At 31.9% G+C, this 19,987-nt stretch carries 20 protein-coding genes; 9 read left to right on the top strand and 11 right to left on the bottom strand.

The genetic code is table 11. The features are described from left to right. Positions 1-2: 2 nt before the first annotated feature. From ACFQ1U_RS04490 to ACFQ1U_RS04480, 3 genes are all read right to left on the bottom strand, one after another. Entirely contained in the window at positions 3-344 is a 342-nt protein-coding gene (locus ACFQ1U_RS04490) for a rhodanese-like domain-containing protein (RefSeq protein ID WP_386105766.1), read from the bottom strand. 72 nt (positions 345-416) lie between these two features. Further along, a complete protein-coding gene (locus ACFQ1U_RS04485) occupies positions 417-1,049 on the bottom strand; it encodes a Crp/Fnr family transcriptional regulator (RefSeq protein WP_386105932.1) in 633 nt (210 codons plus the stop codon). Between the two features lie 8 nt (positions 1,050-1,057). Further along, positions 1,058-1,648 carry a riboflavin synthase gene (locus tag ACFQ1U_RS04480; RefSeq protein WP_386105764.1) on the bottom strand — a complete coding sequence of 197 codons (591 nt, stop codon included), beginning with the start codon at positions 1,646-1,648 and terminating at the stop codon, positions 1,058-1,060. A gap of 59 nt (positions 1,649-1,707) precedes the next feature. Between ACFQ1U_RS04480 and pdxA the strand changes: the two genes are divergently transcribed. From pdxA to ACFQ1U_RS04435, 9 genes are all read left to right on the top strand, one after another. Beyond that, the gene (gene pdxA / locus ACFQ1U_RS04475) at positions 1,708-2,742 is read left to right on the top strand and encodes a 4-hydroxythreonine-4-phosphate dehydrogenase PdxA (RefSeq protein WP_386105762.1); all 1,035 of its coding nucleotides are present in this window, start codon (positions 1,708-1,710) and stop codon (positions 2,740-2,742) included. A gap of 73 nt (positions 2,743-2,815) precedes the next feature. After that, positions 2,816-3,358, top strand: coding sequence for a YceD family protein (locus ACFQ1U_RS04470; protein WP_386105760.1), 543 nt, complete (start codon positions 2,816-2,818; stop codon positions 3,356-3,358). A gap of 1 nt (position 3,359) precedes the next feature. Continuing rightward, on the top strand, positions 3,360-3,554 hold the full coding sequence (gene rpmF, locus ACFQ1U_RS04465) for a 50S ribosomal protein L32 (RefSeq protein ID WP_386105758.1): 195 nt from the start codon (positions 3,360-3,362) through the stop codon (positions 3,552-3,554). 150 nt (positions 3,555-3,704) lie between these two features. Then, positions 3,705-4,700 carry a beta-ketoacyl-ACP synthase III gene (locus ACFQ1U_RS04460; RefSeq protein WP_386105756.1) on the top strand — a complete coding sequence of 332 codons (996 nt, stop codon included), beginning with the start codon at positions 3,705-3,707 and terminating at the stop codon, positions 4,698-4,700. A gap of 32 nt (positions 4,701-4,732) precedes the next feature. Then, complete coding sequence (gene accB / locus ACFQ1U_RS04455; RefSeq protein ID WP_386105754.1) at positions 4,733-5,227, top strand: acetyl-CoA carboxylase biotin carboxyl carrier protein; 495 nt, start codon at positions 4,733-4,735, stop codon at positions 5,225-5,227. 81 nt (positions 5,228-5,308) lie between these two features. Continuing rightward, positions 5,309-6,646, top strand: coding sequence for an acetyl-CoA carboxylase biotin carboxylase subunit (gene accC / locus ACFQ1U_RS04450; RefSeq protein ID WP_386105752.1), 1,338 nt, complete (start codon positions 5,309-5,311; stop codon positions 6,644-6,646). A 68-nt stretch (positions 6,647-6,714) separates the two neighbouring features. Continuing rightward, positions 6,715-7,953: a 3-deoxy-D-manno-octulosonic acid transferase gene (locus tag ACFQ1U_RS04445; protein WP_386105750.1), complete on the top strand. Its 1,239-nt coding sequence runs from the start codon at positions 6,715-6,717 to the stop codon at positions 7,951-7,953. Between the two features lie 5 nt (positions 7,954-7,958). Continuing rightward, complete coding sequence (locus tag ACFQ1U_RS04440) at positions 7,959-8,516, top strand: YeeE/YedE family protein (RefSeq protein ID WP_386105748.1); 558 nt, start codon at positions 7,959-7,961, stop codon at positions 8,514-8,516. 4 nt (positions 8,517-8,520) lie between these two features. After that, entirely contained in the window at positions 8,521-8,934 is a 414-nt protein-coding gene (locus ACFQ1U_RS04435; RefSeq protein WP_386105746.1) for a DUF6691 family protein, read from the top strand. Here the strand turns inward: ACFQ1U_RS04435 and ACFQ1U_RS04430 are convergent, their stop codons facing one another. From ACFQ1U_RS04430 to ACFQ1U_RS04395, 8 genes are all read right to left on the bottom strand, one after another. Next, positions 8,935-9,537: a DUF4230 domain-containing protein gene (locus ACFQ1U_RS04430; RefSeq protein ID WP_386105744.1), complete on the bottom strand. Its 603-nt coding sequence runs from the start codon at positions 9,535-9,537 to the stop codon at positions 8,935-8,937. A 42-nt stretch (positions 9,538-9,579) separates the two neighbouring features. Next, positions 9,580-10,182: a lipoprotein signal peptidase gene (locus tag ACFQ1U_RS04425; RefSeq protein WP_386105742.1), complete on the bottom strand. Its 603-nt coding sequence runs from the start codon at positions 10,180-10,182 to the stop codon at positions 9,580-9,582. Between the two features lie 42 nt (positions 10,183-10,224). Then, positions 10,225-10,860, bottom strand: a complete 636-nt coding sequence (locus tag ACFQ1U_RS04420) for a hypothetical protein (protein ID WP_386105740.1) — start codon at positions 10,858-10,860, stop codon at positions 10,225-10,227. A gap of 51 nt (positions 10,861-10,911) precedes the next feature. After that, the gene (locus tag ACFQ1U_RS04415; RefSeq protein WP_386105738.1) at positions 10,912-11,292 is read right to left on the bottom strand and encodes a TraR/DksA family transcriptional regulator; all 381 of its coding nucleotides are present in this window, start codon (positions 11,290-11,292) and stop codon (positions 10,912-10,914) included. 4 nt (positions 11,293-11,296) lie between these two features. Then, complete coding sequence (gene ileS / locus ACFQ1U_RS04410) at positions 11,297-14,701, bottom strand: isoleucine--tRNA ligase (protein WP_386105736.1); 3,405 nt, start codon at positions 14,699-14,701, stop codon at positions 11,297-11,299. Between the two features lie 117 nt (positions 14,702-14,818). Continuing rightward, complete coding sequence (locus ACFQ1U_RS04405; protein WP_386105734.1) at positions 14,819-16,765, bottom strand: OmpA family protein; 1,947 nt, start codon at positions 16,763-16,765, stop codon at positions 14,819-14,821. Positions 16,766-16,769: 4 nt separating this feature from the next. Beyond that, the gene (locus tag ACFQ1U_RS04400; RefSeq protein ID WP_386105732.1) at positions 16,770-17,690 is read right to left on the bottom strand and encodes a PorP/SprF family type IX secretion system membrane protein; all 921 of its coding nucleotides are present in this window, start codon (positions 17,688-17,690) and stop codon (positions 16,770-16,772) included. Between the two features lie 30 nt (positions 17,691-17,720). Then, a partial coding sequence (locus tag ACFQ1U_RS04395) for a T9SS type B sorting domain-containing protein (protein ID WP_386105730.1) occupies positions 17,721-19,987 on the bottom strand: 2,267 nt, incomplete at its 5' end.

Below are 19,987 nucleotides of genomic sequence, written 5' to 3'. Positions count from 1 at the left end.
TTCTATTTCCAATTTAATATTCCCCCTTGTAAATCATAAATTTTAGTAAATCCTAACTTAGATAGTAGGTTAGCAGCTTTTCTGCTTCTGTTTCCTGATCTACAATAAATGTAGATAGGCTCTTCGGTATTAAAATTCGTAAAAGCTTCTTTAAAATTTCTACTTTGGAAGTAATCTATATTTACAGCACCTTTGATATGACCAGTTTTATATTCTGCAGGAGTTCTTACATCTACTAACTGGACCTTTTCTTTAGATAACTGGGCTTTATAATCTTCTCTTGACAATACTGTTACATGTGGATTTTTAGAGAAACCACCAAAAAGTAATTTGAATATAGACATAATTGTTTGTTTTGAGTAGAATTACAAAGATACAAAACATCTAAGCCTTACTTCGTAACTTTAGTTACACAACTATAAGTTTAATGTTTCAATAGAATTTCTGTGAAGCTTTATGCGACCTAATTTTTCTAGTTTTTTTAATAATCTTGAAATAACCACTCTTGAAGTATGCATTTCATATGCTATTTCTTGATGTGTATTATGTATGGTATTACTATTTGTTATTCTTGTTTTTTCTTTTAAATAACTCACCAAACGTTCATCCATTTTATCAAAAGCAATACTGTCAATAGTTTCAAAAAGTTCATTAATTCTATTGTTGTAACTTTCAAAAACAAAGTTTCTCCAAGTTTTATATTTGGCCGACCATTGCTCCATTTTTTCTACAGGAATCATTATCAACATTGTATCAATCTCAGCAATAGCTCTAATTTTACTTTGCTGATTCCCAAGGCAGCAAGTCATGGTCATGGAGCACGTATCTCCTTTTTCTAGATAGTATAACAATAATTCATCACCCTCATCATCTTCTCTTAAAATTTTAATAGCACCTGACAGCAACAAAGGTATAGAACGGATATAATTTCCGATTTCTATAAGTTTATCCCCTTTTTTTACATTTTTAAGCAATCCTACTTGAGCTATTTCATCTAATAAATTATCTTCAAAAATAGCTCCGTAGTTGTGTTTTAGATGGTTAATCAACTCCATATTTACTTTTGAAACTGTGTTAATCTGGCAACATATTTACCAATTACATCAAATTCTAAATTTACTTTTGTTCCCTTTTTAAAGTGTTTAAATACAGTATGCTCTAAAGTGTAAGGAATAATAGCTACGCTAAATTCATCTTTTTTAGAATTTACCACCGTTAAACTTACTCCGTTTACCGTAATTGAACCTTTTTCTATAGTGACGTTTTTATTCTCTGATGCATATTGAAACGTAAAAAATGTACTCCCATTATCATCTTTAATATTGGTACAGACTCCTGTTTCATCAACATGCCCCTGAACTATATGTCCATCTAATCGATCTCCTAATTTCATGGCTCTTTCAATATTAACTTCGTCGTTAACCTTTAAATCACCAATATTTGTTTTATCTAATGTCTCTTTAATAGCCGTTACGGTATATTCATCATCATTAATTGCAACTACCGTTAAGCACACACCATTATGAGCAACACTTTGATCTATTTTTAACTCAGATGTTATTGCACTTTGTATTGTTAAATGTAAATTATCTTTTTCTGTTTCTAAAGCAGTTACTTTTCCTAGAGTTTCAATAATCCCTGTAAACATTATCTAATAAATTTAATTACTTTTGTTAGCATCAAAAATACGACATTACCAAGGTAAATATGGACAAATCAAACAAAATAATTGTAGGAATATCTATTGGAGACATTAACGGAATTGGCTTAGAGGTAATTTTAAAAACTTTTGAAGACAAACGAATGTTAGAATTTTGCACACCCATTTTGTTTGGTTCTTCTAAAGTTATTTCTTTTCATAAAAAAGCTTTACAGCTTAATATAAACGTACATGGAATTCCTAGTGCTGATAAAGTTGTTCATGGAAAAATCAACTTAGTTAACACTTGGAAAGAAGATGTAAAAGTTACCATGGGAGAAGTTACTAAAGATGGCGGAAAGTACGCTATGAAATCTTTAGCAGCAACAGTAAGTGCTTTAAAAAATAAAGAGGTAGATTTTTTACTAACTGCTCCTATTAATAAAGAAAACATTCAATCTAAAGATTTTAATTTCCCTGGACATACAGAATATTTAGAAGCTAACTTTTCTGGAAAAAGTTTGATGATTTTAATGACAGATGAACTTCGAATAGGTTTAATAACAGGACACATACCTATAGCTAAAGTAACTGAAACAATTACTCCAGAGCTGATTGAAGAGAAAGTGAACACCATGTATCATTCACTTCAACAAGATTTTAATATCAGTAAACCTAAAATAGCTGTTTTAGGGTTAAACCCTCATTGTGGAGATAAAGGAGTAATGGGTAAAGAAGATGAAGAAATAATTAAGCCAACTATTAATAAAATAAAAGAAACTGGTAAACTTGTTTTTGGACCGTATGCGGCTGATGGCTTCTTCGGATCTAAAACCTATCAACAATTTGATGGAGTTTTAGCAACCTATCACGATCAAGGTTTAGCGCCGTTCAAAGCATTATCGTTTGGTAATGGAGTAAATTTCACCGCTGGACTAGATATTGTTAGAACCTCACCAGATCACGGAACTGGTTATGATATAGCAGGAAAAAACAAAGCAAACCCAGATTCTTTCAAGGAAGCATTGTTTACCGGATTAAAAATTTATAAAAACAGAAAAGAATATTCGGAGTTAAAAGCTAACGCACTAAAAACTAAATAGTTTATTTTTTTAATGCTTTAGTTTTAATTAAAAACATTTTTTATATATTTGCACGCTCAAATTGATGTTGTAGATGAAAGACTTAAAACAATTTAACATCCCATTCGTAGGTCTTAAAGAAGGAAGTCATGAATTTCAATATCAAATTGATAAAAAGTTCTTTGAAGCATTTCAGTTTGATGAATTTGAAGATGCCGCAATAAACGTTACTGTTACGCTTGTAAAAAAAAGCACCCTGTTAGAGTTGCAATTTGATGCTACAGGCACTGTAACTGTTCCTTGTGATATAACTTCAGAATTGTATGACCAACCTGTTAAAGGAAGCTTTCCTTTAATTGTAAAATTTGGACCTGAGTTTGATGATGAAAACGAAGAAATATTAGTTTTACCATACGAACACTACCAAGTAAACGTTGCTCAATATATATATGAGTTAATTGTACTATCTGTACCTTCAAAAAGAATTCACCCTAAAGTTCAAGACGGAACTATGGAATCTGAAACTTTAAAAAAACTTAAACAATTAGAAGTAAAAAAAGAGAGTACTGTTGATAAAAGCGCAACAGACCCCAGATGGGATAAATTAAAGGATTTACTAACAGGAAAAAACACATAAAATGGCACATCCAAAGAGAAAAATATCTAAAACTAGAAGAGATAAGAGAAGAACTCATTATAAAGCTTCTGTACCTCAAATAGCTACAGATCCTACAACTGGTGAAGCTCACTTATATCACAGAGCACACTGGCACGAAGGTAAATTATATTACCGTGGTCAAGTAGTTGTAGATGCTACTGTTGCTGAAGCTTAAAAAAAGCATTTATAAAGTATAAAAACTCTCATTTTATGAGGGTTTTTTCTATTTTAACGTCAAAAACTTTCGTTTTTGACGTTTTTTTCATCTAAAAGTGATAAAAAAATCACTACTTTTGGATTCTAGTTTTTACAAAAACAACTAAATATGTCTAAAATAACTGCAGCAATTACCGCAGTAGGAAAATATCTTCCAGAATATATTTTATCTAACAAAGAGTTAGAAACTATGGTTGATACCAACGATGAGTGGATCACCTCAAGAACTGGAATTAAAGAAAGAAGAATACTAAAAGAAGAAAACGCAGGCGCATCTTTTATGGCTATTGAAGCTGCAAAAGATTTGTTACAAAAATCAGGTGTAAACCCAGAAGAAATTGATGCTGTAATAGTATCAACTGCAACACCAGATATGCCTGTAGCTTCAACTGCAGTATATACCGCAACTAAAATTGGCGCTACCAATGCTTTCGCTTTTGATTTACAAGCAGCTTGTTCTAGTTTTTTATACGGTATGTCTGTAGCTTCAACTTATATAGAGTCTGGTCGTTACAAAAAAGTATTATTAATTGGTTCTGATAAAATGTCATCTATCATAGACTATACAGACAGAGCTACTTGTATTATTTTTGGTGATGGTGCTGGTGCCGTTTTGTTTGAACCTAACGAAGAAGGTTTAGGTTTACAAGATGAATACCTACGTAGTGACGGTATTGGTAGAGATTACTTAAAAATTGAAGCAGGAGGATCTATTCTACCTCCTAGCGAAGAAACTGTAAAAAACAAACAACATTTTGTGCATCAAGAAGGAAGAACAGTATTTAAATTTGCTGTTTCTAACATGGCGGATGTTTCAGAAAAAATACTAACTAGAAACAATTTAACTAAAGATGATGTAAGTTGGTTAGTATCTCATCAAGCAAATAAAAGAATTATAGAAGCAACTGCTGACAGAATTGGCTTAGATGAAAATAAAGTTATGATGAACATCCATAAATACGGAAACACAACATCAGCAACTTTACCATTGCTATTAAATGATTACGAAAAAGAACTTAAAAAAGGAGATAATTTAATATTTGCCGCGTTTGGTGGTGGCTTCACTTGGGGAGCTATTTACTTAAAATGGGCCTATAATTCATAGACAATCAACTAAAATTTAAACTAATAAACATTATGGACATTAAAGAAATCCAAAATCTTATTAAGTTCGTAGCTAAGTCTGGTGCGAGCGAGGTTAAATTAGAAATGGGTGACGTAAAAATCACTGTTAAAACTACAAGTTCTACACCAGAAACAACTATTATTCAAGCAGCTCCTGTAGCAGCAGCACCACAAGTAATGGCTGCAGCTCCTGCTCCTGCACAACCTGCAGCAGCTCAACCAGCTGCCCCTGCACAACCTGCAGCACCCGCAGAAGACGATTCTAAATACGTTACTATAAAATCACCAATTATTGGTACTTTTTATCGTAGACCTGCACCAGACAAACCAATTTTTGCTGAAGTAGGATCAGAAATCAAAGTTGGAGATACCGTTTGTATCATTGAAGCAATGAAACTTTTTAATGAAATTGAATCAGAAGTATCTGGTAAAATTGTAAAAGTTTTAGTGGATGATTCTACACCAGTAGAGTTTGATCAACCATTATTCTTAGTAGACCCATCTTAATTAACAGTTATTTATTAAGAGTTACAAACTCTAAATAACTAGTTAATTATCTAATTTCTTTTATTAACGAATTCAAATAATATGTTTAAAAAGATATTAATTGCAAACAGAGGGGAAATTGCTTTACGTGTAATTAGAACCTGTAAAGAGATGGGAATTAAAACTGTAGCTGTTTATTCTAAAGCTGATGCGGACAGTTTGCACGTTCGTTTTGCTGATGAAGCAGTATGTATTGGTCCTGCTCCAAGTAGTGAATCATATTTAAAAATGGATAGAATTATTGCTGCTGCAGAAATTACAAATGCCGATGCAATTCATCCTGGATACGGATTCTTATCTGAAAACGCTAAGTTTTCAAAATTATGTGAAGAACACGAAATAAAATTCATCGGTGCATCTGCAGAGATGATTTCTAAAATGGGAGATAAAGCTACAGCAAAAGCAACAATGATTGCTGCTGGTGTACCTTGTATTCCTGGCTCTGAAGGTATTTTAGATACTTATGAAGAAGCTGAAAAAATAGCTGTAGATATGGGCTTCCCTGTAATGCTTAAAGCAACTGCCGGTGGTGGTGGTAAAGGGATGCGTGCTGTTTGGAAAGTTGAAGATTTAAAACCAGCTTGGGATTCTGCAAGAATGGAAGCTAAAGCTGCTTTTGGTAATGACGGAATGTATATGGAAAAGCTTATAGAAGAGCCTCGCCATATTGAAATTCAAATTGTAGGAGATTCTTACGGTAAAGCTTGTCACTTATCTGAAAGAGATTGCTCTGTTCAACGTCGTCATCAAAAATTAACAGAAGAAACTCCTTCTCCATTCATGACTGATCAGTTACGTAATGACATGGGAGAAGCTGCTGTAAAAGCTGCAGAATATATTAAATATGAAGGTGCTGGTACTGTTGAGTTTTTAGTAGACAAACACCGTAATTTCTACTTTATGGAAATGAATACGCGTATTCAAGTAGAGCATCCAATTACAGAAGAGGTAGTTGATTACGATTTAATTCGTGAACAAATATTAGTAGCTGCTGGTGTGCCAATTTCGGGTAAAAACTACACACCTCAATTACACTCTATAGAATGTAGAATTAATGCAGAAGATCCTTACAAAGGATTTAGACCTGCGCCTGGAAAAATTACCTCATATCATGCACCAGGAGGTCATGGTGTTCGTGTAGATACGCATGCATATGCAGGATATATGATTCCACCAAACTATGATTCTATGATTGCTAAGTTAATTGTTACTGCACAAACACGTGAAGAAGCTATTAACAAAATGAAACGTGCTTTAGATGAGTACGTAATAGAGGGAATAAAAACAACTATTCCTTTCCATAGACAATTAATGGATCATCCAGATTATGTAGCTGGTAATTATACCACTAAGTTTATGGAAGACTTTGAAATGAAATAACATTTTAATTATAAAACTAAAAAATCAGTGAATAAATTCACTGATTTTTTTATTTATTACATTGCACAATGCTTTTTTTATACAATATTTTAATACATATAGCTTGGTTTATTCTAAGAATAATATCGTTATTCAATCCTAAAATAAAACTATTTATTAAGGGAAGAAATGAATCTTTTCATAAATTAAATACTATCCAAAAAAATGATAAAGTTATATGGTTTCACGCTGCATCATTAGGAGAATTTGAACAAGGAAGACCAATTATTGAAAAGATTGACAAATTATATCCTGCCTATAAAATTGTAGTAACTTTCTTCTCTCCATCTGGCTATGAAATCAGAAAAAACTATCCCAATGCAGATGTGATATGTTACTTACCATTTGATACAAAAGCAAATGTAAAACGTTTTGTAAGTGAGTTAAATCCTGAATTCGCCATAATTATAAAATATGAGTTTTGGCCAAACTTATTAAATGAACTACAAAAAAAAGCGATACCTACAATTTTAGTATCTGGAATTTTCAGAGAAGAACAATTATTTTTTAAATGGTATGGAATATGGATGCAAAAGTATTTAAAAACATTTCAGCATTTATTTGTGCAAAATACTAAATCGAAAGAATTATTAAATAAGATAAACCTAAACAATGTTACAGTTTCTGGTGACACTCGTTTTGATAGAGTTCATGAAATACTTCAACAACAAAATTCTGTTGATTTTATAAATGAATTTAAAAACAACACATATACCCTTGTTGCGGGAAGTACCTGGAAAGAAGATGAAGAACTATTAATTCATTATATCAACAATCATCTTTCAACTGATAAAAAAATTATTATTGCTCCTCATAACATCAAAACTGAAAGTATTAAAAGTTTACAACGTGCTATTAAAGCTAACTCCGTATTGTTTTCTGAAAAAGAGGATAAAAACCTAGCAGACTTTAATGTATTTATTGTAGATACTATTGGTTTATTGACGAAAATATATAGTTATGCTGATGTTGCCTATGTTGGAGGTGGATTAGGTACAGGACTCCATAATATTTTAGAACCAGCAACCTTTGGAATTCCTGTGGTTTTTGGTGGTCATAAATACGATAAATTTCAAGAAGCTAAAGATTTAATTGCATTGGGCGGTGCAACTGCTATTAAAACTGAAACAGAATTTTGTAGTATATTTGCATCCCTTAAAAATGACAACAATTTACGAAATAAGATGGGAGCTGTTAACCAAAAATATATTCAACAAAATGTTGGAGCTACAGAAACCATTATGTCGTATTTAAAAAATAATCTCTAAAATACGTGGATTACATATTACAACCTTGGCCTTGGTTTTTTTCTGGCCCCTTAATAGCATTCGTATTATTTTTATTCTTTTATTTCGGACAAAACTTTGGTGTTTCTAGTAATCTAGAAACTTTATGTACTATTAGTGGTGCCGATAAATTTTCAGACTATTTTAAAACTGATTGGCGACCTAAAGATTGGGCTATTGCTTTTTTAATAGGTTTAATTATTGGCGGCTTTATAGCTGCTAATTATTTATCAAATGAATCCACAATAAGCTTAAATCCAGAAACAATTCAAGAACTTGATAAGCTTGGTTTTAAAGATGCTGGTAAAAAACTAATGCCTGCTGAGCTATTTTCTTTTGAAAATGCTTTTAGTCTAAAAGGTTTTGTATTACTATTTGTTGCTGGTATTTTTATAGGCTTTGGTACAAGGTATGCCGATGGTTGTACATCTGGTCATGCTATTACCGGTTTAAGTAGTTTACAACTTCCATCATTAGTAGCTGTAATTGGATTTTTTATTGGAGGTTTAATAATGATTTGGATTCTTTTCCCAATACTTTTTTAACAAGATGAAATACCTAAGATTTTTATTAATAGGAATATTATTTGGTATTATACTTACCAAATCAGAAGCTGTTTCTTGGTACAGAATATATGAAATGTTTAAATTTCAATCATTTCATATGTATGGAATTATAGGAACGGCAGTTACTACATCTATGATACTAATGTATTTCTTTAAGCGTGGATTTATAAAAAATTATCTTGGTACTAAAATTACTATCAAAGAGAAGAAAAAAGAATACAAAAGTACGCTTTTTGGAGGTATCATATTTGGATTGGGTTGGGCATTAGCTGGTTCGTGCCCTGCTCCAATATTTACCTTAATTGGAAATGGGTTTTTAACTATTTTAATAGTACTAGCAGGAGCGTTATTTGGAACTTTTATTTATGGTTTATTAAGTAAAAAATTACCTAGATAATTAATGCTTAAAAAAATCATTTAACGTTAAAGACTGGGTATTATTAACTACTTCCCATCCATAAATTTTTGATAATTGGTATATTTTAGACAATTCTTCAAAAAGTCGTTGTTCCGCTTGCTTTTTTAATTTAGTAACCCCAATAGTTTCTTCTATTTTTGCAATTGCCTTTTGATTAATTTCGTTTAAATCAGTAGTAGAAAAATTATTAAATTGACTTTGCTCTAAATCAAAATATTTAACGTCTGGACTAATTACAATGTCTGGATTAGGTATTTTATTAATAATTATTTTTTTCTGAACACTATCTAGTTGGATATCTAGTTTTGATAAATCGTACCCAATCTCAACCTTTGCATTTACAGAAACAATCGCCTTCTTTTTAAACTGAAAATAATTATAGAAGTATTTTTTAGTATCAGAAAAACTGTAAATTTCAGAAAAGTTACCTTCTGTTACCACAAGTTTACTTAAATTATTAATGCTTTTTAGCATTACATTTATTTCTTCTTGTTTATATTTTTCTTGCGTTTTATGTTCATAAAATAACTTAGCTAATAAGAAGCCCAATACAAAAACAGCAATATATTTAATTAAGCGCATTCAGTTTTTTATGCAATTTACTAAATACGTTGCATATAAAAGTTATTCTTTAGGAAATGCTTGTTTATGAAAAAAGAATAATAAAATTACACCAATTGTAATCCAACTATCTGCTCCGTTAAATATAGCATTAAAAAACGTAAAAGGTTTTCCTCCCCAAACAGGAATCCATTCTGGCAAAATTCCTTGCCACATAGGAAAATATAGCATATCTACTACTTTTCCGTAAAACAAAGAACCATATGGTGTATCTGGAAACATGGTCGCTACATTATTTGCAGAACTATCAAAAATAACACCGTAAAAAACAGAATCAATAATATTACCAATTGCTCCAGCCAATATTAAAGATACCGATATAACAACAGCTGTATGAACTTTATTTCTGATTACTTGTTTTAACCAATAAATAATACCACCTACAGCCACAATTCTAAACAAGGTTAAAAAAAGTTTTCCGGCCTTACCACCAAACTCAAATCCCCAAGCCATTCCATTATTTTCAGTAAAGTGTATGATAAACCAATTTGGAAAAACTACCACTTCCTCACCTAAAACAAAGTGGGTTTTTACATAAATTTTACTTATTTGATCTATTAAAATAGCTAAAACAACTGTTAATATGGCAAGATTTTTTTTTGACATGCTTAAGATTTATTACGCGCAAAAATAATAAAAGAATTGAGTTTATTGAGTAGTTATGAAAACATTAGCATTAATGGAATTTAACTCAAAATTTTTAGTGGTATTTGTTTGCTTTTTTTGATAGGTTTTTAAAAAAGATTCATCATCAACCTTAATGGTACCTTTAGTAGTAATTATGGAAATATCTCCATCAGAAATTTTACCATAAACATTACCCTGAAATAGTTTTACAGTTGCCTTTTGTTGGATAGAATTTAGATCTACATGACCTTTATCTATAAAAACTTGTAAATTTCCGTTATAATTTTTCGAAATCACATCTATATTACTCCCAAAAACTGAAATATCTTTGTTTTTAGGCAGTTTTATAACAACACTTGCTCTATTTAACCTTTGAGTGATAAACTTTCTAAAAACACTGTTATTATCCTCAGTAAAGAATAATGAAAAACCAATAATTAATTCGTGTGCTGCTTCATCTGTATAAATTAGATGTTGTTTCGCATTTTCGTCCAATAATGTTATTTCAACTGTATTGTTGTTGGTATTTAAAATAGTAATTTCATCCAAACCTTCTGTATTAATAGAAATATATTGTTGTTTGGTTTGAAACTGTTTTATAATAGTTTGTTGTGCTTGTAAATGTGTACTTAAAAGAAATACTAGCGCACAAAACACATTACGAATCCTCATAAAAATAAAAAAGCTTCCTAAAAAGGAAGCTTTAGACTATTGTTTTCTTTTGGCCTCAATACTTAAAGTAGCATGAGGAACTAATTTTAATCTTTCTTTTTGTATAAGTTTACCTGTTACTCTACAAACTCCGTATGTTTTATTTTCAATACGAATTAATGCATTTTTAAGATCACGGATAAACTTTTCTTGACGGATAGCTAATTGCATATTTGCTTCTTTGGCCATAGTGTCTGTACCCTCTTCAAACGACTTGAAAGTCGGTGAAGTATCATCGGTTCCGTTATCGGCTCCGTTTTTGTAAGAAGATCTTAATAATTCTAAGTCTTCCTCTGCTCTTTGAATCTTTTTTAAGATTATTTCTTTAAATTCTTGTAAGTCACTATCTGAGTATCTTACTTTTACATCATCTGCCATAATGTTATACTTTTTCGATTAACATTTTACTTTTAATGGTATCAAATTCAATTACTATACCATTTTCAAGAGCATCAACAAAAACAATCTCTTTAGCAAGCGTTTCTGTTTTGATGTAGTTTTCATTAGATAATACTGATTGCTGTAAGGCTTCTAGGTTTTCAAATGATAATTTAATCTTGTCGGTTACTTCTAAACCAGAATCTTTACGCGCATTTTGTATTCTATTTACCAATTCTCTGGCAATTCCTTCTTTGCGTAAATCTTCAGTAATGGTAACATCTAACGCTACTGTTAAACCTTCTGCATTAGCTACTAACCAACCTTCTATATCTTTAGATGAAATCTCTACATCTGCGGTTTCCAAATTAATCATTTTTCCGTTAATGTCAACAGAAATTTGACCATCTTTTTCAATTTTTGCTATTTCATCTTGACCAAAACCTTGTATTGCATTGGCAATCAACTTCATATCTTTACCAAATTTTGGTCCTAAAGCTTTAAAGTTTGGCTTTATTTGTTTTACTAAAATATCAGATGCATCGTCTAACAATTCTACTTCTTTTACGTTTACTTCTGATTTTATTAAATCTGAAACTGCTAAAATTTCACTTTTTTGTGTAGAGTCCAATACAGGAATCATAATTCTTTGTAATGGTTGGCGTACTTTTATTTTTTCTTTAGCTCTTAATGAAAGTACTAAAGAAGAAATAGTTTGTGCATTTTCCATTTTACGCTCTAAAGACTTATCTATTAAAGTTTCATTACTTGTTGGAAAAGTTGCCAAATGTACACTTTCAAAGTCTTCAGATTTTGTAGCGTTGGTTAAATCTTTATATAATTTATCCATAAAGAAAGGTGCTACTGGTGCTCCTAACTTAGCTACTGTTTCCATACAAGTGTATAAGGTTTGATATGCAGAGATTTTATCTTGAGCATATTCTCCTTTCCAGAAACGTCTTCTACATAAACGAACATACCAGTTACTTAAGTGATCTTGTACAAAATCTGATATTGCTCTTGTTGCTCTTGTTGGCTCATACGTTGCGTAGAACTTATCAACTTTTTGAATTAAGGTATTTAATTCAGATAAAATCCAACGATCAATTTCTGGTCTTTCGTTTATAGGAATTTCTGGTTCTGCATACGTAAAACCATCAATATTTGCATATAAACTAAAGAAAGAATATGTATTGTATAGTGTACCAAAGAATTTACGTTTTACTTCTTCTATACCACTAATATCAAACTTTAAATTATCCCAAGGATTGGCATTGGAAATCATGTACCAACGTGTTGCATCCGGTCCATACTCTGCTAATGTTGTAAATGGATCTACTGCATTTCCTAAACGCTTAGACATTTTTTGTCCGTTTTTATCTAATACTAATCCGTTAGATACAACATTTTTATAGGCTACAGAATCAAAAACCATAGTTCCAATGGCATGTAAAGTATAAAACCAACCTCTAGTTTGATCTACTCCTTCTGCAATAAAGTTTGCTGGATAGTTTTCTTTATTATCTATTAGTTCTTTGTTTTCAAATGGATAATGCCATTGTGCATAAGGCATAGAACCAGAATCAAACCAAACATCTATTAAATCGCTTTCTCTATGCATTGGTTTCCCTGAAGCAGAAACTAGCACTATTTTATCTACAACATTTTTGTGTAAATCAATAGTATCATAATTTTCATCTGACATATTACCAACTTCAAAATCAGCAAAAATATCTTCGTTCATCACACCTGCTGAAACTGACTTTTGAATTTCTGATTTCAATTCTTCTACAGAACCTATACAAAGTTGCTCTGTACCATCTTCAGTTCTCCAAATTGGTAATGGAATTCCCCAAAAACGAGAACGTGATAAATTCCAATCATTTGCATTCTTTAACCAGTTTCCAAAACGACCTTCACCTGTAGATTTAGGCTTCCAGTTAATTGTTTCGTTTAACTCGAACATTTGCTCTTTTTTCTCGGTTACTTTTATAAACCAAGAGTCTAATGGGTAATATAAGATTGGCTTATCGGTTCTCCAACAATGCGGATAACTGTGCACATATTTCTCTACTTTAAACGCTCTGTTTTCTGTTTTTAACTTAATAGCTAATTCTACATCAACAGATTTTTCTGGCGCTTCACCTTCTGGATAGTATTCATTTTTCACATACATTCCTCCAAATTCTCCTACTTCTGGTCTAAAACGACCTTGTAAATCTACTAACGGAACAGTATTTCCATTTTCATCTAACACTAACATAGGTGGAATTTCAGGAACGGCTTGTTTAGATACTAATGCATCATCTGCTCCAAAAGTAGGTGCTGTGTGTACAATACCTGTACCATCTTCAGTAGTAACAAAATCTCCTGCAATTACTCTAAAAGCATTCTCTGCATTTTCATAAGGTAAAACGTAGTTTAATAACTGCTCATATTTTGTATTTACTAAATCTGCTCCCTTAAATTCTTTAACAACATAAAAAGGAATTTTTTTATCTCCTTCTTTGTAATTTAATAAGGCTGATTTTTCATCAACTTTATTATACTTACCACTAAATTGTTTTCCTACTAAATTTTTAGCTAGCACAACATTTATTGGCTCAAATGTATATTGATTGTAGGTTTCTACAAGTACATAATCTATTTTAGGACCTACGGTTAAAGCCGTGTTACTTGGTAATGTCCAAGGTGTAGTTGTCCATGCTAAAAAATAAATATCTCCTTCGTTTTGTAAAAAGTCTGGTAATGTTTCTTCTATAGCTTTAAACTGTGCTACTATTGTAGTGTCTGTTACATCTTTATAACAACCTGGTTGGTTCAGTTCATGTGAGCTTAAACCAGTACCTGCTTTTGGAGAATATGGCTGAATGGTATAACCTTTATACAACAAATCTTTATTATAAATTTGTTTTAACAACCACCATACAGACTCCATATATTTAGGTTTATAAGTAACATATGGATCTTCCATATCTACCCAATATCCCATTTTTTTGGTTAAGTCATTCCAAATATCAGTATAACGCATTACCGCTTTTTTACATGCCTCATTATACTCTTCAACGGTAATTTTTGTACCAATATCTTCTTTGGTAATACCTAGTTCTTTTTCAACTCCAAGCTCTACTGGTAATCCGTGTGTATCCCAACCTGCTTTTCTTTTAACTTGGTATCCTTTTTGAGTTTTATAACGACAAAAAATATCTTTAATAGCACGAGCCATTACGTGGTGAATTCCTGGTAAACCATTTGCAGATGGTGGTCCTTCAAAAAACACAAAAGGCTCATTGCCTTCTCTGGTGCTAATACTTTTTTCAAAGATGTTGTTTTCGTCCCAATAGTTTAAAATTTCTTCAGCTACTTTTGGTAAATCCAATCCTTTGTATTCAGTAAAATTCTTATTCATTTTGTCGTTCTATATATAGTAATGCGCGAAATTACATAATTTATTAAAAAGTTGGCTTTTATACATAAAAAAACACCTCTTGTAGGAGGTGTTTTTTTGATTTATTTAAAATATTGATTATTCATTGCTAGATTTAACATTTTTTCCGCCTTTTACTATGTAAAAATAAGAACGTCTGTTTTTTTGATGCTCTTCTTCAGAACATTTACTACTATCATCACAGTTATTTAAAAGCTGATCTTCTCCGTAACCAATAGCACTTTCTATTCTATTTGCTGCTATTCCTCTTGAAATAATATAATCTCTGGTAGATTTTGCTCTGTTATCTGATAATGTTCTGTTATAAGCTTTGGTTCCTCTACTATCTGTATGAGATTCTATCTTTATCACCATTTCTGGGTGGTTTTTCATTACTGATACAATATGTTCTAATTCATACTCTGCATCTTCACGAATATTATACAAATCAAAATCAAAGAAAATTGGGTTTATAACAATTTGATCTTCTATTATTAAAGATTCTAACTGTAAATCTGTTTGAATTACTTTTTTATCTACATCTTGCGTAGCTGTTTCTTCTTGTGATGATTTATAATCATCTTTAGATGCTACTACGGTATAGTTTTTCTCACAATCAATTCTTTTAAAGAAATAACTTCCGTCTTGTTTTGTTTTTTGTTCAGCTACTGGTTCTCCATCTTCATTAATTAAACGAACACTTACATTTGCTAATGGTTTATTTGTGTTTTTCTCAGTCACTACACCTTCAATATCTTCTTTACACTTGTAAATTAAAAAACTATAAATATCGTCATCTCCTTTTCCTCCTTTTCTATTTGATGAAAAGAAACCTCTTGTATTTTCCTCATTAATTACAAAGCCAAAATCATCTCTTGGTCCATTTACAGGTGTTCCTAAATTAACTGGTTTGGTATAAGATCCATTATTAATTTTTGATTCAAAAATATCTAATGCTCCTAGACCTAAATGTCCGTCAGAAGAGAAATACAGTGTATTATTACTATCTACAAACGGAAACATTTCTCTAGATTCTGTGTTGATTTCTTTACCCAAATTTTCAATTTCTCCAAACTTACCTTTACCTAAAATTGCAACTTTATATATGTCAGTTCCTCCATAACCACTTGGCATGTCAGATACAAAATACAACGTTTTATCATCGGCACTTAAAGCGGGGTGGCCCATTGAATACTCATTACTATTAAATGGCAATTCTTTAATATTTGTCCATTCACCATATAAAAACTGAGCGCTATATATTTTTAAGTGAATTTTACCGTCATCATCAGATTCTAGTTTTTTACCGTCATAATTATCTCGGGTAAAATACATTGTTAAACCATCTTTAGTAATTACAGCATTAGATTCATGATATTTTGTATTAATAACATCAAACTTTTCGGGTTTTTCTAACTCTAAAATTTTCTTTTCGTCTATAACCTTGTTTTTTGCTTTATAAACATCTAAAAATGGTTGATTGTTCCATTTATATAATTTTTCATTTTCAGGGCTCGGTTTTGTTGAAGCGAAATACAAATGATCTTCATAAATAAAGCCTCCAAAGTCTGAATATTCTGTATTTACTGATAAATTATGTATATTAATAAATGTTTTTTCTTTATTAGTATATTCTGAAAAATACTCTTTATTTTCTTCCAAATATTTCACCCTTGTATCATCAGCGTTTTTACTTTTTAATTTCAACAACCACTTATCTGAAGCTTCAATATCTCCATTGCTTTTTAAGGTTTGAGCATATCTAAAAATATGATTTGAAGTAGCATCATCTGGATATTTCTCCATTAATAATGCATACCATTTTTCTGCTTTTTGAAACTCAACATTATAGTAATAAGAATCTCCTAATCTACTTAATGTTAAGTACGTTTCGTCTCCCTTCTTGTATATAGCTTCGTATAATTCTGCAGATTTTTTATATGCAAACTCTTTAAAATACCTATCGGCAGCGTATTTTTTTTGTGCATAAGTCTGAACAGTACTACACAAAATAACTATTACAATTATTATTTTTCTTGTACTCATACTTTTAAAAGAATCTTGGTGATTTCATTGTTTCTTGTTTAAATATTTCATAGCGCAACATTATTTCATGACTTCCTGAATTATAATTACTATAATTAGATGTGGTTAAGTCATAGGCATAGCCTAATTGTAATGATCTTGATATTTGAAAACCTAACAATGCGCTTACAGAATCATCCCATCTCCATGCAATACCAGCTCTAAACTTCTCGTTAAAAAGAAAGTTTGCTGATATATCTAACGACAATGGTGCACCGTTTACTATTTTAGTTAATACTGCTGGCTTGAATTTAATCTCATCCGTTAAATCAAAAACATAACCGGCAATTAAGAAATAGTGCATTCTTTCTGTAGCAACACTTCCTCCATTATTTGTATCATCATAATGATCGGTTCTTAAAAAATTTGGTATTGCTAAACCTAAATACCATTTAGGTTTATAAAAAAACACACCTGCTCCAATTGTTGGTAAAAACCTATTAATGTTGTTTCTTAATTCTGAATCATCACTTGTTTCCGGATTAGTTTTACTCCAATCTACATTTAAATTTCTGCCTCCTAATTTTAAACCAAATGCTAAATTTCCTTCATTACTTGTTCTTATAGTGTAAGAAGCATTTATATCTAAAGATAATTCATTTGCAGGACCTATTTTATCATTAACTAAGTTAACTCCTAAACCAACTCCACTATAACCAAGTGGAGTATCATAACTTAAAGTTTGAGTTTGTGGAGCTCCGTTTACACCTACCCATTGTGCTCTAGCCAACAGATTAATGATTGTATGATCATTAGAACCTGCATAAGCTGGATTTACACTCATGGTATTAAACATGTATTGTGTATACTGCGGATCTTGCTGAGCCTTAACTGTAACAGTAACTATTACAAGTAGAAATAATATTATTGTTTTAATTAACTTCATACTGATTTTGTTTTTCTAATTCACTAATTATTAATCTTTGTTTAGATAAATCCAACCTACTTTAGGCTTAGAACCGTTACCTAAATCAAGTACATAATAATAAGTTCCTGTTGGTAATTTCTCATCTACCTGAATTGTTACTCTTCCGTTTGAGGTTCCGTCCCAACTATTATCATAACTTACTTTTTTATAAACAGTATTACCCCATCTGTTAAAAATCTCTAATGTGTTATTTGGGTAATTTTCTATTCCTTGAATGATTAATGTATCATTATCTCCATCTCCATTTGGTGTTAAAACATTGAATACATTTACTTCACCATCGTCAATAGGAGCATCTCCAAAACCATCTAAACCATCAACACTATCAGCAATACCATCTCCATCGGAATCTGTTCCACTATCACTTACTGTTCCATTCCCTCCACTATTAGGGTCTGTTGGATCAGAATCATTAGTTCCTGTATTTCCAGTATCTCCAAAACTTCCATTATCTTCATCAACACCATCAACAATACCATCTCCGTCAGAGTCTGGTCCATCTACTAATCCATCTCCATTAACATCTAATGAACCATTTCCTCCTTCTACAACATCATTAACTCCGTCATCATCACTATCTAAGTCTCGATAATCTGGAATACCATCTCCATCTGAATCTGTATTTGGTTCTTCACCATTCTCTCCTTCACCAAAAACAGTATCATTTGCATCTACACTGTCAACAATACCGTCTCCATCAGCATCATCGCCATCTGCAATACCGTCGTTATTATTATCAACATTATTATCTTCAATAACATCATTAATACCATCGTTATCACTATCTAAATCTTGATAATCTGGAACACCATCATTATCAGTGTCTGGCTCTTCATCTGTATCTACAGAATCATCTGCTTGACCATCTAAATCTTCATCAACAAAACCATTATCATTTTCATCAATAACTCCATCGTTATTTGTATCTAAATCTCCATTTCCTCCTTCATCTACATCAAGAATACCGTCATTATCACTGTCTAAATCTAAAGAATCCGGAATTCCATCACCATCTGTATCCACATTACCTTCCGCTACATCAGGTATCCCATCGTTATCATCATCTACATCTAAATAATCTGGAATTAAATCTCCATCAGTATCTAATAGGGTATATGTTTGAATTGCCGACGCAGAACCTTCGTTACCAGCTTGATCAAAAGTTGTTACACTACCATCTATTTGTAAATCAATATCATCTGCCAATTCTGAACCTGGAACATCAATACTATAATTTCCTAAAGCATCTACAGGCCCTGAATAATCTATTCCATTAATAGTTAACGTGACAATATCTCCTTCGTTAAATTCACCAGTTACAGTACCTGTGATAGTTACAGTATTAGAAATTTCATTAGAATCTAACGTATCATCTCCTGTTATACTATCTATAGTTAATGTAACTACTGGAGGATCAGCATCTACTACTACCGTAGCTGTCGCTATATCACAGTTTGCTGGATTCGCTCCATTCTCACATAACTCATATTCTACTAAATACGTACCTGATGGTGTACCAGCATCAATACTAATCACTCCTGTCAATGGATTTAAGGTCAATCCTGTTGGATTCGTACCGTTTGGATCTGGCGTGATGGTTACCTCACCTGGGTTGCTTCCCACAACCACTGGTGATCCGTCTAAAGTATCATTATCCGTTACATCGCCCGTACTATCTCCAATAGTTAGCGGACTGGCACTGTAATCATCATCTATCGCATCGATTGGATTTGAAACTACAACCGTAGCTGTCGCTATATCACAATTTGCTGGATTGGCTCCATTCTCACATATCTCATATTCTACTAAATACGTACCTGATGGTGTACCCGCATCAATACTAATCACTCCTGTCAACGGATCTAAGGTCAATCCTGTTGGATTCGTACCGTTTGGATCTGGCGTGATAGTTACCTCGCCTGGGTTGCTTCCAACAACTACTGGTGATCCATCTAAGGTATCATTATCCGTTACATCGCCCGTGCTATCTCCAATAGTTAGCGGACTGGCACTGTAATCATCGTCTATCGCATCGATTGGATTTGAAACTACAACCGTAGCTGTCGCTATATCACAGTTTACTGGATTCGCTCCATTCTCACATAACTCATATTCTACTAAATACGTACCTGATGGTGTACCCGCATCAATACTAATCGCTCCTGTCAATGGATCTAAAGTCAAACCTGTTGGATTCGTACCGTTTGGATCTGGCGTGATGGTTACCTCGCCTGGGTTGCTTCCTACAACCACTG

Origin of the sequence: Tenacibaculum geojense, from assembly GCF_042676005.1 — a bacterium.
GTDB classification, from domain to species: domain Bacteria; phylum Bacteroidota; class Bacteroidia; order Flavobacteriales; family Flavobacteriaceae; genus Polaribacter; species Polaribacter geojense.
Note: the sequence above shows the minus strand (reverse complement) of the source record. Positions and strands in the feature narration are given on the sequence as shown.

Coding starts and splice junctions, on each gene's coding strand:
- ACFQ1U_RS04490 (WP_386105766.1), bottom strand. CDS start 344: ATGTCTATATTCAAATTACTTTTTGGTGGTTTCTCTAAAAATCCACAT.
- ACFQ1U_RS04480 (WP_386105764.1), bottom strand. CDS start 1,648: ATGTTTACAGGGATTATTGAAACTCTAGGAAAAGTAACTGCTTTAGAA.
- pdxA (WP_386105762.1), top strand. CDS start 1,708: ATGGACAAATCAAACAAAATAATTGTAGGAATATCTATTGGAGACATT.
- ACFQ1U_RS04470 (WP_386105760.1), top strand. CDS start 2,816: ATGAAAGACTTAAAACAATTTAACATCCCATTCGTAGGTCTTAAAGAA.
- rpmF (WP_386105758.1), top strand. CDS start 3,360: ATGGCACATCCAAAGAGAAAAATATCTAAAACTAGAAGAGATAAGAGA.
- ACFQ1U_RS04460 (WP_386105756.1), top strand. CDS start 3,705: ATGTCTAAAATAACTGCAGCAATTACCGCAGTAGGAAAATATCTTCCA.
- accB (WP_386105754.1), top strand. CDS start 4,733: ATGGACATTAAAGAAATCCAAAATCTTATTAAGTTCGTAGCTAAGTCT.
- accC (WP_386105752.1), top strand. CDS start 5,309: ATGTTTAAAAAGATATTAATTGCAAACAGAGGGGAAATTGCTTTACGT.
- ACFQ1U_RS04445 (WP_386105750.1), top strand. CDS start 6,715: ATGCTTTTTTTATACAATATTTTAATACATATAGCTTGGTTTATTCTA.
- ACFQ1U_RS04435 (WP_386105746.1), top strand. CDS start 8,521: ATGAAATACCTAAGATTTTTATTAATAGGAATATTATTTGGTATTATA.
- ACFQ1U_RS04430 (WP_386105744.1), bottom strand. CDS start 9,537: ATGCGCTTAATTAAATATATTGCTGTTTTTGTATTGGGCTTCTTATTA.
- ACFQ1U_RS04425 (WP_386105742.1), bottom strand. CDS start 10,182: ATGTCAAAAAAAAATCTTGCCATATTAACAGTTGTTTTAGCTATTTTA.
- ACFQ1U_RS04415 (WP_386105738.1), bottom strand. CDS start 11,292: ATGGCAGATGATGTAAAAGTAAGATACTCAGATAGTGACTTACAAGAA.
- ileS (WP_386105736.1), bottom strand. CDS start 14,701: ATGAATAAGAATTTTACTGAATACAAAGGATTGGATTTACCAAAAGTA.
- ACFQ1U_RS04405 (WP_386105734.1), bottom strand. CDS start 16,765: ATGAGTACAAGAAAAATAATAATTGTAATAGTTATTTTGTGTAGTACT.
- ACFQ1U_RS04400 (WP_386105732.1), bottom strand. CDS start 17,690: ATGAAGTTAATTAAAACAATAATATTATTTCTACTTGTAATAGTTACT.